11 protein-coding genes are annotated in these 14,852 nt (G+C 49.8%); 6 read left to right on the top strand and 5 right to left on the bottom strand.

Translation table 11 applies throughout. The features are described 5' to 3' along the window. Positions 1 to 7 precede the first annotated feature (7 nt). Positions 8 to 1,873: a DUF262 domain-containing protein gene (locus ACR0E2_RS07435; protein ID WP_480445921.1), complete on the top strand. Its 1,866-nt coding sequence runs from the start codon at positions 8 to 10 to the stop codon at positions 1,871 to 1,873. A 369-nt stretch (positions 1,874 to 2,242) separates the two neighbouring features. Here ACR0E2_RS07435 and ACR0E2_RS07430 read toward each other — a convergent pair whose 3' ends face one another. Further along, the gene (locus tag ACR0E2_RS07430; RefSeq protein WP_480445920.1) at positions 2,243 to 3,274 is read right to left on the bottom strand and encodes a S1C family serine protease; all 1,032 of its coding nucleotides are present in this window, start codon (positions 3,272 to 3,274) and stop codon (positions 2,243 to 2,245) included. A 162-nt stretch (positions 3,275 to 3,436) separates the two neighbouring features. On the opposite strand from ACR0E2_RS07430, the gene ACR0E2_RS07425 reads away from it, so the two are divergent. The 5 genes from ACR0E2_RS07425 to ACR0E2_RS07405 all read left to right on the top strand — a co-directional run bounded on the left by ACR0E2_RS07425 (position 3,437) and on the right by ACR0E2_RS07405 (position 10,882). Continuing rightward, positions 3,437 to 7,471, top strand: a complete 4,035-nt coding sequence (locus tag ACR0E2_RS07425) for a CHAT domain-containing protein (RefSeq protein WP_480445918.1) — start codon at positions 3,437 to 3,439, stop codon at positions 7,469 to 7,471. Between the two features lie 289 nt (positions 7,472 to 7,760). Beyond that, positions 7,761 to 8,225: a hypothetical protein gene (locus ACR0E2_RS07420; RefSeq protein WP_480445917.1), complete on the top strand. Its 465-nt coding sequence runs from the start codon at positions 7,761 to 7,763 to the stop codon at positions 8,223 to 8,225. Positions 8,226 to 8,395: 170 nt separating this feature from the next. Further along, positions 8,396 to 9,676: a hypothetical protein gene (locus ACR0E2_RS07415; protein ID WP_480445916.1), complete on the top strand. Its 1,281-nt coding sequence runs from the start codon at positions 8,396 to 8,398 to the stop codon at positions 9,674 to 9,676. Beyond that, positions 9,676 to 10,455 (top strand): COG3904 family protein, encoded by a 780-nt coding sequence (locus ACR0E2_RS07410; RefSeq protein WP_480445915.1) that lies wholly within the window; start codon positions 9,676 to 9,678, stop codon positions 10,453 to 10,455. Before ACR0E2_RS07415 ends, ACR0E2_RS07410 begins: the two co-directional genes overlap by 1 nt. A 22-nt stretch (positions 10,456 to 10,477) precedes the next feature. Further along, positions 10,478 to 10,882, top strand: coding sequence for a thermonuclease family protein (locus ACR0E2_RS07405; protein ID WP_480445914.1), 405 nt, complete (start codon positions 10,478 to 10,480; stop codon positions 10,880 to 10,882). Between the two features lie 138 nt (positions 10,883 to 11,020). On the opposite strand, the gene ACR0E2_RS07400 is transcribed toward ACR0E2_RS07405, so the two are convergent. From ACR0E2_RS07400 to ACR0E2_RS07385, 4 genes are all read right to left on the bottom strand, one after another. Further along, positions 11,021 to 11,662: an alpha/beta family hydrolase gene (locus ACR0E2_RS07400; RefSeq protein WP_480445913.1), complete on the bottom strand. Its 642-nt coding sequence runs from the start codon at positions 11,660 to 11,662 to the stop codon at positions 11,021 to 11,023. A 33-nt stretch (positions 11,663 to 11,695) separates the two neighbouring features. Then, positions 11,696 to 12,703, bottom strand: a complete 1,008-nt coding sequence (locus tag ACR0E2_RS07395) for a hypothetical protein (protein WP_480445911.1) — start codon at positions 12,701 to 12,703, stop codon at positions 11,696 to 11,698. A 104-nt stretch (positions 12,704 to 12,807) separates the two neighbouring features. Then, positions 12,808 to 13,791 (bottom strand): COG3904 family protein, encoded by a 984-nt coding sequence (locus ACR0E2_RS07390; RefSeq protein ID WP_480445910.1) that lies wholly within the window; start codon positions 13,789 to 13,791, stop codon positions 12,808 to 12,810. A gap of 114 nt (positions 13,792 to 13,905) precedes the next feature. Continuing rightward, positions 13,906 to 14,598, bottom strand: a complete 693-nt coding sequence (locus ACR0E2_RS07385) for a hypothetical protein (protein ID WP_480445908.1) — start codon at positions 14,596 to 14,598, stop codon at positions 13,906 to 13,908. Between the last annotated feature and the right edge of the window lie 254 nt (positions 14,599 to 14,852).

Below are 14,852 nucleotides of genomic sequence, written 5' to 3'. Positions count from 1 at the left end.
TTCTAGAATGGACGTTCATCGCAGCGCTGTTATGAACATATTTGAGGCAAAACAGCGCCTCGAGATCCCTCTTTTTCAGCGCCAATACGTCTGGAATGAAGAAAATCAATGGCTCCCACTCTGGGAAGATATCGAGCGAAAATTCTCCGAGTCATTGGAGGGCAACAATGATACTCCAAATCATTTTCTAGGCGCGATGGTCTTGGACCAGAAGCAAACGCCAACCGGGCACGTTATTGTCCGGCAGGTGATCGACGGACAGCAAAGGCTGACGACCCTTCAAATCTTTCTTTCAGCGTTCAGGGACTTCTGTCGCGAAGTCGACTGCACTGAAATTGCGGCCGAAGTTGAACAATCGCTGTTTAACAAGGGTATGATGGCAAACAAAGACGTTGACCAGTTCAAAGTCTGGCCAACCAAACTCGATCGCCAGCAGTTCACGGATGTTATAAGTGCAGGCACGAGGGAGGAGCTGCTCAAGCGCTACCCCACAACCCGCAGGAAGTATGCCAGGAAGCCCGATCCCAAACCACGCATGGTCGAGGCGTATTTCTATTTTTTTGACCTGCTAAAAGACTTTTTTCTAGGTGAAGAAGACACGCCACCTCTAGCTGCAGACTTTCCGATATCCGATCGGCTAGAACATTGCCTTCAAGTCCTTAAGAGTGCGCTTCTCGTTGTGGTGATTGACCTTGATCGGGATGACGACCCGCAGGTGATTTTCGAAACACTCAACGCGCGTGGACAGCCTTTGCTACCAGCGGATCTAATACGAAACTACATATTCCTACGCGCCAGGCGTGAAAACCTGGATACCGATGACATGTACGAACGTCATTGGAGCCAATTTGACAGTGAGTTCTGGCGGGAAGAAATTAAGCAAGGCCGCTTGAATCGCCCGCGAAGCGACATTTTCATCCAACATCTGCTCTCTAGCCGCCAGGCACGGGACGTCCCAATCAAACACCTATACGTCGAGTACAGGCACTGGAGCGAAAGCATTGAAGCGTCTCTGCCTGTTGCAGATGAGCTCAAGCTTCTTTCTGCGCAAGGTCAGAACTACAGGCGGCTTCTCGAACCTGAAGAGGATGATCCCGTCGCTCCACTGGCGCAATTCATCCGCACATTTGAGGTCAGCACACTATATCCGCTTGTACTCGCGTTCTTCGAAGCCAATCCAAACGACGACGAATGGAAGCGCCTCGCTGCCACCTTGGAATCATACATCATCCGCAGAGCAATCTGCGATCTCACCACAAAAAACTACAACAAGGTGTTTTTGGGAGCCCTCCGACGCCTTCGCAAGACTGGCTTTAGTGCAGACAATTTGTACGAGGATTTAAAAGCTCAAACCGGAGAATCGAGCCTATGGCCGGATGACGGGCGCTTTCGAGAAGGGTGGATGCGGACACAGGTTTATCGGCCGCTTGGTAGCAGAAGGCTTGTGCACATTCTTGGTAAGCTCGATGGCCGTTATGGAAGCTCAAAATCCGAGCAGTTGAAATTTTCGGAACAGCCAACCGTCGAACATATCATGCCGCAAAGCTGGGTAAAAAACTGGCCGCTGGCAAGTGGCGAGAAGGGCATGGATCCAATAGAATTGATGCTAGCGGATGATGACGATCAAAGGGCCAAGGAAACTCGCCACAGGTCTAATTTCATCAATCGGATTGGCAATCTCACGATTCTTTCTCAAGCTCTGAACGCCGCCGAAAGTAATTTGGCTTGGGGTGAAAAACGACCGAAACTGTTGGCTCACTCTCTACTCCCATTGAATCTCCAGCTTGGTCAATTGGAGCATTGGGATGAGGACTCCATTGAGAAGAGAGCGCGAGAACTCTTCGAGCACGCAAAAGGGTTGTGGGCTCGATGACAATCCATAGTCCATAGCACCATTTCGTTGAAAAACCGATCGAATGCTTGGCTAATCCAGAAAGAAGAGCAGCTGGCGCGGACCACGAACCGGAAATTGGAAAACGCATCTCTGTCGTCTTCTTTTTGGTGGGGGCGGGCGAAGACTGACCCCCATTCAGCGCATAAGCGCCCTTATGTTGAATTTTGGTTTTGCGCTCTGCAGGCGGCCGACCAAACCCTACAATCAAGGCAAACCCGGCGCGCAGAATAGTTCTGCCCCGCTTGGGAGCTGACTTCGACCATTCGCATCACTAGTCTTCTTGCCGGACAGGCCTACCGGTGAATTGGAATCTATCGATTCCAAGCATCACCCCGCATTTGGACCAAACTAGGATATCGCCCGATATCCAGACGGATCGATCCCTCCGTCTGCATGCAAGCCTTGAGTATCTGCCTCTCCATCACCAGTAGTGTCCCAAATTGAAGTATCCCACGACCCATCTCGATTTACGTCAGATACTACACCGTTTGGTTGTCCGTCTTGCTGATCATCAAAAACTATTCTGATAGGCTCATCCTCGTTATCGGGAACAATTAGCCAAGCGTCGGTTACCCCGTCGCAATTTCGGTCAAACTCTTGCATATCGGCCGTATCATCCGCAGAACGACCATCAAACAGAATTTCACCTTCGCACTTTTGGGGCGCAGCTGCTGAATTACTTGCCTCGTCTAAGAACGCGCGTACTTCATTGATTGCAACAGCAAAGTTCAAGGCTTGTCCTTCGCCATCTAAAAAGGAATTAACGCCGATCATTTCGCCATTGTCGTTTAGAAGAGGTCCGCCAGAATTGCCTGGATTGATCGGTGTTTGCGTCTGAATAACATCCGCTTCATGCTCAATTCCGCTTTCCGTAATCCATTGAAAAGTTGGCCTAAATGAGCTTACGTATCCTTTGGTATAGGTCCAGGCGTAGCTATGGGGATGTCCGATTGCGTGCGTATCGTCACCTATTTGCAAATTTCCAATTTCACCTAATTTCATCAACTTTGCATCAGGTGGTGGAGGGGATTTCAGCTTCAGCAAAGCCAGGTCTTTCGTTTCGTCCGTTACCGCCACTTTCGCAGGTAATACGACGTAATCTTCGGAGCTGGGCATTGTTTTAGTGGGGAAGAAAACCACAGAAACTTGGTCTTCACCCTCCACCACGTGCCAATTAGTTATGATTTCCCCAGCAGGACTGACTAATGAGCCGCTTCCAATACTTCCGCCATCGGTAGCAACCATTACGACTGCTGGTGCTCCATCGCGGAATATCCCCGCCTCCTTTGCTCCTCTGAATGTTATCTCTTCTGATCTGAAGTCAGAAACCAAAGAAGCGACAGTTGACGGCTTAGCACCAGCTATTACTTGTGCGCCCACCGACAAGCCAGTCTCGCTCGCTTGCCCAGCCTCCGGAACGACCGGGATTTCCGCCCTGACGGAAGCGGTTGACTGAAATAGAACTATTAGGCTCAGAATAGATGTAACGAAAAAGCTATGGTGGCTTTGCATCCGAGTTCCTTGGAGTTGACCGTGCGTTTCTTGAACTATGCAACATCAGTACTTGCGGTATGTCTATGCTTATTTGGTTCAAGGACCCTAGCTCAGACAAATCAAAGCGTTGCACTTATTGAACAAAATATTGAGGAACTTAGGAAATCTGGGCAATACATCGCCGCCCTTCAAGTCGCTGATGAGGCGCTTCAAAGTACCAACGACAACGTTGAACTTTTTATTTTGAACTTGAGTAAATTGAAAGTCTGTCGGGAAATCGAGGCATATAAGTGCTTTAGTGATCACCTCTCAGCAGCAAACAAGATCTTAGAAAGCCGATCAATTCCAAGCGAACTACAAAACCACTTTCTAAATCGGCTAAATATCTGGTTCAGCGTGGTAGACTGGTATTTCGATGACTACGAACAACTCGCAAATCGGGCTTCAACAATTGAGACCCTTGGCTACTACCAATTTGATCTAGAGGAATTCTTCGTAGCTCATCGTTTCGCCGCTGCAGGGTATCACTTATCGAACCGACCGTTCGAGGCTAGACGATCAATTTCCCGCATAGTTCAAGGATTGCTTGCCTCGCACACATACGCCGATGACCGGCCCGCGGCGGATGTCAACGCGCGCGGTTTCGCTCAGATCATCCATATGGCTCACATAATGGGAGATAATCTTTTTGCGCGGCGACTGATGTCATCGCTGGATGACTATATTCTATCGAACATCCCAAGAAACACCGTACCCCATTCGGATTACTTGGTTCACACGTCCGAAGTGTTGGCTCAATCAGACACTCGAGCGGACACGCAGGCTGCGATTGAGAGGCTTGATGAAGCCTATTCAATCGCCAAAGGCTTAGAGATTTCAGAGGAAGTTCGCCAGTTCAAACTCTCGTACATCAAAGTCCTTCAGACTGCCTACGCTCTACAAATCGGTGATACAGAAGCGGCACAAGCGTTTCATACCGAAAACCCGACAAAGTTCATTTTAGATCAGAAAAACACTGATCAAACGATAGAAAGCTCTTCCGAAGCTTTTCACGCAGTAGCAACAACCTTAATTTCCAAGCAGAAAGGTGAGCTGATTGACCTTCCTTGGATCAGGTTGTTTGCGAAGCCCACCAGCTTTGAGAGTGGTGGATCCCAAGACGACCGTTACTATAAACTCATTAGACTTTATGCCCTTGGAATAGCCAAAAACAGCAGAGACACTGAAGAGGGCTTAACTGAGATTTCTGCGGCAGTGCAGGAAGTCTTGAATTACGTAAACGATAGAGCTGCGGGTTTCTCAGGTCTGTTTCCACTTCCCAGGTTTGTTGATCGCTTTATCCTCGCGGACTTCGCAAAGAGTGCCTCGGGACGAGAAGACTTGATGCCGCTTGCTTTTCAGTCAGTTCAGCTCTTGCAACGTAACTCAAGGCATACAACTGGAGACTTCCTTTATGCGAAGTCGTTGCTCCAGGATGAGACTGAACGTCGGTTAGCGCATCAATGGCGTTCACTTAACCAGGGAATGCAAGAAGTAGAGATTAAGAGTCTTGTCCACCTAACAAAATCAGAGGGTTCTGAGGGACGCATAAAAGACTACAGATACGCGCACCAAGAACTGATAGAACTAATTGACATAAGCCGTTTTGGGCTCGAAAACCTAAACTCGTCGGAAAATGGAAAGAGCCTAATTCCGTCAATCAATGACGTTCAAGAAAGCTTGGAAACAGACGAAGCGTTTCTACTACAAACCCTGTACATAGATCAGTTGATTTCATTTTGCATAAGACAGTCGGGAGCCTGGTTGGCAACTCGAAAGTTGGAGCAAGAAGACTTTTTGGACTTCAAATTGCTGAGGCTATCGCTAACTGCCACGCACCCACCCAACCCTGAGCTGGACCGACAATTCCCGCTAGAAGCCAGTTTCAAGGCATACCAAACCGTCATAGCGGATTCCGCCCTCTGTCTCGCGGGGGCAACAAAGATTGCTTACATTCCTTCGGAACTCAGCTCCGGCGTGCCAATTGAAGTGTTAACAACGGCGCCGAGCTCATCAGAAAACGGTGAAAAGGGACTTAACGAACAACCCTGGTTTCTAAATCAAGCATCAGTAAGATATTCGGGCTCTGTTCAGGAATTCCTAGCTGGAAACCAAACAGCCAAGCCAATTGGTAATAAATTTCTTGGTATTGGCGATCCTCAATTAGGCGGCACTTATGAAGTCGCCAGCACAAGATCACCTGCCAAACTGAGTGCCGCCGTTAGCGAATTGGCATCTTTGCCTAACACACGGGACGAGTTGATTAGCGTCGCACGCTTTTTTGACCACTCGGAGTTGTTGCTTGGAGCGGACGCTACGGAGCAAAGTTTCAGGGATGTAACCACAACTGGCGTAGATGTAATTTCGTTTGCGACACATGGCCTTATTCCCGGCGAACTTACGGGCCTTGAAGAACCTGCTTTGGTGCTTTCACCACCTGTTAGTGAACAAGGGGGTGTATTTGCTGTAAACGACGGACTTTTGACTGGTTCTGAAATCGCTGCCCTAAACCTAGACGCCACACTTGCAATTCTGTCTGCTTGCAACACGGCCAACTACAACACCAGTGTATTTTCCAGTGGCCTCAGAAGCCTATCAAATGCGTTTTTGATTTCCGGAGTTGAGAGCGTTTTGGCTTCGTTATGGCCAGTGGAGACTTATTCGAGTGAATACCAAGTCACCCAATTCACAAAGTACGCACTCGCTGACGGTGAAGCTCTAGACGAAGCACTTCGACTAGCCAAGACTGAGCTAATGAACTCAGGTGACGGAGAATTTTCTCATCCTAGGTTTTGGGCTCCATTCGTTCTGCTGGGTAATTCCACTCGATCACGCGCCGAAACCCCATATGGACAACAATTGGAATTACACAGTCTAGACAGAGAGAATGATCCAGGCAGCGAGTTTTTGTATGTCGACGTAAGTGATGGAGGCGCGCTCGCAACTTCAAAGATCGGGCGATGGAACGGAACACGCTTTTCATCAATTTTCGAAGCATCCTGGCCAGGGAAAAATGCAGTCGAAATGGTATCAGATAAGAAGGGTGCCGGGACCGTTGCCATAACAGATCAGTTCCTCGCAACTGCAGGATACACCTCGGACGCATCAAAAACTACGACGGCCCACATAGGCCTTTACGACACCAAAGGAGAGCCTCTTTGGGACTGGTCAACATATCCTGTCCCAGGGAGCTTTTCCCATATACTTGACGCACAGATATTAGAGTCGGATGACGGCAGCCCACTGATTGCAACTTTAATCCGGCGCGGCTGTTGTAGAGACAGAAAGATCAAGGAGCTGCTGGAACTGTTCTGGTTGTATGATGGCGAAGTACTGCGCCAAGATGTCTTGGACGAGAAGGCAGTAGACTTTTCTCAGAGTTTTGGATGGGTATTTCAGAGACAAGACGACTTTTTGATCATTCATTCGCTAAGGTCTCCACCCGCCACAGAATTCGTTGGTTCTAGCGATTTGGCAGGGATTGCAGATCCTTGTGCAGGAAATTTTGAGACGCGTGTCTTTAGCATTCGCAGAGACGAGCATGCAGAAGTCGATTTGACTATTTCCCCGGGTATTCGGGTGAGTTCAGCCGTACAAAAAGGTGATAAAATATTGTTGGCAGGAGCCAGGTTTTCTCGGTGTGAAAGCACCAGCCAAGCATTCGTTGGTGAGATTCAAGACCATCATCGCGACATTCAATCACTTTGGATTGACCCACAGTTGGTAAACTCCAACGCCGTATATGCCAACGAAATCGACGATCAGCTCATTGTCGTGAGTGACTGGACAAGGAAATTCTCCAGCAACGTATTGGTTTCCGGAGAAAAGTCTCTAGGCTTCGACCCCAATCAGCCAAGGGCAGAGAATTCCTATCAATTCACTGAGACAGTAGTAAGTAGAATTGCTGATGGCGGCGGTATCGAACGCGCATTCATCTCCAGTGCGTCCTCAGTTCATCCGCTCGCAGCCCGTACTGAGGATGGAAAACTTTTCGTCTACGGAAGCTATTCTAACAGCGCGATGGTTGGTGAGTTTCGGTGGTAATTTTGGGGGTTGGCACGACGTACCGAAATTTGGACGGTGATTGAGCGTTAAAAAACATCGATCGTGTCAAATCACGGTAACAACATTTGGCCTAACCGTTTTGGTTCGTATCGGTTTGGTGTGCTGGCTGCCGCAGCCTTCAACAAAACTCTTTATGTACAGCATCAGAAGACAAATCCATGAAAAACATATGTTTCTGACTTCAAAGAACATACTTCTGGCAGAAAATCACAAGCACTGAAAACCGGGCAAACATAGTTCGTCACCAAGAAACTTCAGGAACTAGGTTATGCTAAACAATATTGGTCTTCCCGGCTTGATACTGGTCTTCATCTTCCTTGGACTACCGGTACTTCTGGCGTTTTTTGGCCATCGCAAACAGATTGGCACCAAAAAAAGCTTCTATACCGCCTTATTTGGGGGAATAGGCGCGAACGTTCTGTCTTCGATTGCATTTAGCGAAAGCAGCGAAGGCGCATTGGTATTTGGGCTTATCCTTTCAATTTCCTCGGTCGTTGGGATACTTGCCGCGTGGTTTTTTGCGGGCGGTATAGCTCGTCGAAACGGTCGCGAGTGGAACCACGTTCTATGGATGTTTATCCCCTTGGTCGGCTTCTTCTATCCTTACATCGCAGAGCGTACCGAGCCAAGCGCAGCAGTTGTTCCGCCTGAAAACAAGTCAAAAGATAAAAGATCTGCGGAGCTTGTAGAGCTGTCTTTGAAAGACCCTGCTTACAAGTACATTACACACTAGCAAGCATTCATGAGCCTGTCGCACTAATGTGCGGCAGATCTTAAGATCTCAAACATAATTTTCATTGGGGAGTTTCAGCAAATAACGTCTTAACTGCTCTCGATGTAAATTTTGCCTTCGGATGATTAAGTACGTTGCGTCGCGAATAAGAGTTTGGAGTACGAATTTTCATGACTGAAAATAAGGACCGCCTCACTGCCGAGGAAGCAAAGGGCCTTCGAACGGCAAGGGAACTCGAAAGTCATCTTGCTTGGTTAGATACGTTTACACCCGCAGCACTGGGCGTTCTGGCAATTGCTTCCGGTATCTACACCTACCTCGGCGTGTCATCGCTGCTCGAAGAAAACGGTGCAATCTCATTCTTCGCAGCCGTCGCATATTCCATCGCCGTCTCGGTCGGCATCTTCGTATTCTGGAGTTACATGCTCCGCCTACTACCCTCGATGCGCACCACCAGCGGTTTCATCGGCTTGACCATCTCCACGATGGTGGGCTCCGTCGCCATTATCGCCATGTCCAGCTGGCTTAACGCGGCTGCTCTCGCTGGCTCAGCAGCGGTTGAGCAGCATCTGGAAAACACGGTGCGTGACTACCAAGCCGCGCTCGAACAAGCTCACGACATAGCTTTGAGTGGCCAGGCACTTGGACGCGAGGTCGAGCGCGCCCGTCAGAGTTTTGAAGAACTGGCTGAACTTGAGCAATCTGGCGACCTTTCTGGTACTGCCGGTAGAGGCGCGGTATTCCGCGTCCTGACACAGAAGGCCGAGGAGCTTCGCAACCTCGAAGACCAGATCGCCGCCCAGCAGGAGCCTATCGAGGAGGCGTTCCAGCAGGGCAATGAAATCCTAGCTAAAATGCGTGAGCTGACCGTGGCTCCGGGCCCTGTGGATCGTCGATCGGTCCAGTTTTCTGAGGAAAGCGTAAAGCTTGCCGGTGTTATCTCACGCCTCAACCAATACAGTGTAGCACCACTTGTCGCTCGTGCGGCTGAGGATCTGCCGTCCTCGGTCGTACTACCAGAGCTCGACGGTCGCAGCTCTGACGTGCGGGACGCTCAGTCGTCCACCATTAACTCTGTGCTGAACGCACTGGACCAACGAAGTAAGACGCTCAAGAACGCCGCCGACGAGGTTCTCGACATGGAGCCACCCATAGAGACGGCCTATAATCCGATCTCTAGCGCCGATGCGGTCATCAAGTACGCCCACAACTTTGTCCCATCCTGGGCTGGTGCTATCGCCATCGACCTGCTGCCAGCTGTCCTGGTGTTCGTGCTGGCGATCACCCAAGCCGCTATCCGCAGCGGCAAGGACGGCATGAGCATTGAGGACACTCTGACCTTGTCCGACCTGCGAGCCGCAATGAACGCCATGAAGGACGTCGAGGCAACGATGGGAGTGGCAGACGCAGCGATCCTCGAACGCACTACACCCAAAAAAGACGACGCGTGATGGGCTTCCTGTCTCGTCTGGACCCTCGCGCAGGGCTGCGATACGTGCTGATATTTCAGTTCGTCATCGCTTGTTTGTTGATTGCATCTGATGTCGCTGGTGTTGTCTCCGTCCCCTTCAGGGAGAGGGTTGAGCTGCCCACCGGACCCGTGTCACCCGGCGACCAGCGTCGCGAATACCGAACCGACCGCACCGATCCGACGCTCTTGCCACAGGACGGACCACTGGATTTGCCGGTGCCAGAGAACTTTTCTGACAGGCTGGAGTTCACCGAGCATGAGCTCGATGGCCTGGGACAAGTTCTGCTGCTGAGCGGTCAGATAGAAGTGGGCGACGCAAGTCGTTTCGCCACACATCTATCCGAGATGCAGGACAAGCCCGACCTCGTAGCCCTTCATAGTCCAGGGGGTATCGTGTCCGAGGCGTTGTCGATCGGTAAGCAAGTCCGCGAAGCCGGGCTTTCGTCAGCCGTTCTCGCTGGTGCGGTTTGCTTGTCGTCGTGTCCATACATTCTGGCTGGCGGTCAGGAGCGCGTTGTCTCGCTCAGCGGTATTGTAGGCCTTCATCAGCATTACTACGAGCAGCCCCGCCTTATACCGGTCGTCTTCGCAGTCGAGGGCATACAGAAAGGCCAAGGCGAGACGATGCAGCATCTGATCGATATGGGCGTTGACCCAGCCCTGATGCTGTATTCGTTGAACACGCCGCCCGAGCAAATCTACGCGCTGATCGAGGATGAATTGGCGGATACCCGCATAGCCACACAAATTATCGATTGATACCTAATTCCGAGGACAGACCTTGCTCCTGCAAATCACAATTATCCTGGCGCTCGCCGCCACAGCAGCCACAGCAGCCACAGCAGAAGGCCTGCACGTTCGCGATGCAGACACTATTGTTGTCGACGGAACCCCGGTTCGTCTAAACGGTGTAGATGCGCCCGAACTCGGCACTCCATCCGGGCAGGACGCAAAGCGCTGGATGGTGAATTTTCTTCGAGGAAAGTCTATTTCCTGTGACTTGAATGGCGAACGTACTCATGACCGATGGGTAGGTGTATGTTTTGCTGATGGCGAAGACGTAGGGGCCGCTGTAATCGCCGCTGGACATGCGTTGGACTGTGCTAGGTACTCCGGTGGGCGCTACAGGCATTTGGAGACACCAGCGGCCAAGTCACGATTAAGGCGAGCAAATTATTGTCGTTGAACGTTTTTACGACTTTGTTTGTCGCTTTGAAGCTCCAACCAGAGACGACAGCTTAAGCCAGTTAAAAGTTACCAAAGTCTGCCCCGGCGTACCATCTGCCATCAGCAAAACAAAAGTATCCTCACCAAAGCCAGCGCTTTAGCAGCTGATGCCCTTGATCCACTTTGACACAGTTGCGGCCATAGAATCGATATGATCTGCATGAGTAAAGCCTGACACGCGTTTGCGGGGCTTCAGATCATGGTCTCCGTCTTCTAACCAACTCATCTGGATTGCTGGCGAAAGCTCGTAATTGCTGACTTCTTCCCTAGTACCAAATTGATCGCGCGTTCCCTGGCAGATCAAAGTGGGCGTTCTTAGCTTTTGTAGGTGCGCAGTACGAACTTTCTCAGGTTTTCCAATTGGGTGAAACGGGTAGCCTATGCAGAGCAAACCAGCGATGCGGTCTGAGTCAAATAGTTCATCAGAAATCATACTGGCAACACGGCCTCCCATGGATTTACCGCCTATGATAAGAGGGCCATCAACTTGAAGCGCTTCGATCGCGGCTTGGTACTCGTGGTTCAATTTGTCAGCGCGAGGCGGGGGTTTCCTGGTGCCCTCGGTTCGGCGATTGGCCATGTAGGAGAACTCAAACCGAATGACTCTGAGTTGTTGTTTCGCAAGTGCTTCCGCGATTGATGTCATTCCGGGAGAGTCCATTGGGGCACCAGCACCATGCGCTAGCAGAACGGTCGCACTGCTTGCGGCAGGGCCAAGCTCCAGGAATTCGATGGGCATAGTCTCTTTCACTACCATTCCGCTAGTTACTAACTACTCAAACACCTGACCACGAAGAGCTTCCGACAATTCTTCGACAGACGTTTCGTTATTCAGCGGAATAGAGAGTTCCATCTTCGCCAGATCCAAATAACGAAGACCAAAAATTCCACCGGAACTGATTTTTCGGATTTCAGTCTCAAACAGTGAGCCAAATAGATAGAAACGCATTGGTTCTTCCGTAAGATCGTAGTAGTCGGTTTCCGCAACCACGCGTTTGATCAAGTCTCGCTGTTCGTCGTCAACAGTGCCAAATTCTGTTGAGATTGTAAGCGCATCATCGCACCACTTCGTGACAGCTATTGCCGCAATCTCACCGATCAACTGCACACACTTGTTTTTGTAGATTCCTATAAACCGGTAAGCGCCCTTGCTTCGCCTGTTCGCCGGCTCGTAGTACAGTCTAAAACGCTTATTCTCTTCAAAAGATGTGCCGCAAGGAATAATTGGTAGCCTTTGATTTCTTGTCTCCAACAATTCCTCGTTCGCAAGGTAGTCCTCAAAGTCGTCAACAATCGCTGAAAGATCCCTCTCGTATGCCTCGCATTCGCTTGTAAGCACATCGAGTAGCTGTGAGAACGTGGTCGCCGAAAACACCACACCATTTTGCGCAGCCTTCGCCCGAAGCCGGTTCGCTTGCTCGGCTGGGATTCCTTCCTGCGTCAAACCAATTAGGTAATTGCCGCTTTTTTCGGGTGCATGCTGTTTGATGGTATCTAGGTGCCGCTCAATTTGGTCGTCGTCGAGCGCATCCCCACGCTTTGTTTCAATAAATAGGTTAAACGCCGGTTGGGAAATCAGTGCGTCTGGTACACTAGCGCTTCCGCTCACTTGTTGCTCAAACTGGAGGCCTATGCCGAGCTCGTCTTCTATCAATGCTGAAAGCACTCTCTCCAGTTTGAAAGGAGACTCATCGTAGAAACGTCGCAGGATAAGAAGCGTGTTGTTGGTCGCGTGGTTCTCGCGCTGAGAAAACCTCTGAAAATAGGAAACCTTTGTCAAAGTCTTGTGCCTCTACTTTCACTTTCGATAGGACCAGACCCTAAAGTACTTCTAAGACTCGGGTATCTTATCATTAGATAGAGCGACACTCCGCAGCAATAATTTCACTGGTATTCATCGCTTGTACAAAGCCGCTGAATCCAAGTGGTTGTCGCAGAAATGCATAGTTCTGGATAGTCTGGATAGCTGAATTCACTTGGGGACGCCGCAAAGATATGTCGCATAACAAAGTCGGGATTAGCCCCCATCTCTGACACATAATTTTCGATAAGATCGTAGACCGGATCGTCAAACGGTACTTCTTGTTCATTTGGGCGTGAAACTCTGTGAAAAGCTAATTTAGGATAAGGCGACCATATCGTCCGACGAACGCCACCCAGAAAAGCGAGTGGGCATGCTGAGTAGCAGTTCGCAGAAAGCGTTGTTGAAAGACCCTTTTCCCTAATAAGTAGCCCCGCCAGAATAGCGTCCCTAACACTTCCTCCTCCACTTCCCAGTATCACGCGTTGCACCTGAGGATTATCTAAAATTAACTGTTCAAACCGCTCATAAAAGCCAGGTTCAAAATCACCAAGAACACGAATGTCAGAGCCTTCGACAACTAAATTAGCCGAAGAGTCTTTAAGGCCAACAAACAAATCTGGTGGTATTCCTTGCTTGCCCACGCAGTCCAAATTCCAAATCTGTTGCCTATCCTGGTCACTAGCGTCGACCAAGCTTCTGGCTACGAAAACCCAGTTGCCTAGAAACTGCGAGTGATACATGAGATTCTGTATTTCATCTTCGGTAAGGTCGTCTCTAATCTCTGGGTCTTCGATTTTTTCAAGATGCTGAATGTAATCAGCGAATCCGAGCATCCTGCCCAAAATCGCGCACTTGTGTTGCGGTATACCGATTTCGTTGTACGCAGTTCCGAGCATTGTAAACGCGCCTCGGCTTTTGCCGTATTCCCAATAGAAGTCAGATTTCGTTTCGACTTCTTCGATGGCCTTATCCCAACTTTTGGCCAAAGCGGTGGAACCAAACCCACAGACAACCACTAGTGTGGCAAGTGCCCAATTTTGTGCCTTGAATAATAACTTTTTCATCGGTTTGTCGCTGTTTGCAAAAAGAGTGCATTGTGACAGGAACGAGGATCGCTCATGGTCGCACTCGGGATGTTTGATCAATTGGTGTCGGAAAACTAACCAAAATGCCAGCACCTACGACTGCGCTCTTGGTTGATAATCTGGAATATCCCGATCCGGCCATATACGTGCAACGGGATCATGGGGTCCATCGGTATTCTTGCGCAACCAAGCCGCAAAATCAGGCTCTATTAAAGGTAGTTTGCGGTAAGTGTCGATGTTGGGTGAATCCGAGTTTCGAAATAGCAACTCGTGCCATTTGTCTGGCGACTTAAAACGTCTATGCAGCGCCATGTGACAAGGAAAGCAAAGTCGAGCCATGGAAAACGGATCGAAGTAGTCCTCACCGTGAAAGTTCACGCGTTCGGTCTTGCCGCAAATATCGCACTCTTTCGGTCGCTCAATAACCCCGTTCTTCATGAGCACTTGCACGACCTGCATTCCACGCCGACGCTCTGCACCGGTGAACCCGTTGTAGCTATTGATACCGTCATAACTAGGTCTAGGAAGCCGCTTAATTGGAACATCGTTTTTGAAGTTCTTTGGCCGAAGCTTGTGAGACCACCGCTGACAAATCGAATGCAATTGAGAAAGATCATAATCGCTCATGCCTCGACTTCTTATGCCCAAAGAGGGCGGAAATAGGGCCGCGCAGGAGAAAACAAGTTCCTTCTCAAAAATAAGTGGTTGGCTGCCAAACCATTCAATTCCAGTGGTGTCGTCCTTCGGTAAGACGAATGTGGCAAAAGGTGAATTGCTACCAGGCATCTTAGCCACCCCACCCTATGACCGGCGATTTACTGTGCCCACACCCTTTGGGCTCGCCGTTCGATGGATCTAAGGCGCTTTGGTGGACTCACTGAAACAATGGTGACTGCCATTTTCGACGAAAGACTATTCTTAAAGTGGCCGATCATCTTGTTCCGCGCTCACGCATGCGCGCGTTCGATCAAACCGGACGAAGTATGATAACATCTTGAAAATGATTGCTTTTTCACGATATCGTGCTTAGGTTGAGTTGA

The sequence above is a fragment of the Ruegeria sp. A4 genome, from assembly GCF_056543025.1.
Note: the sequence above shows the minus strand (reverse complement) of the source record. Positions and strands in the feature narration are given on the sequence as shown.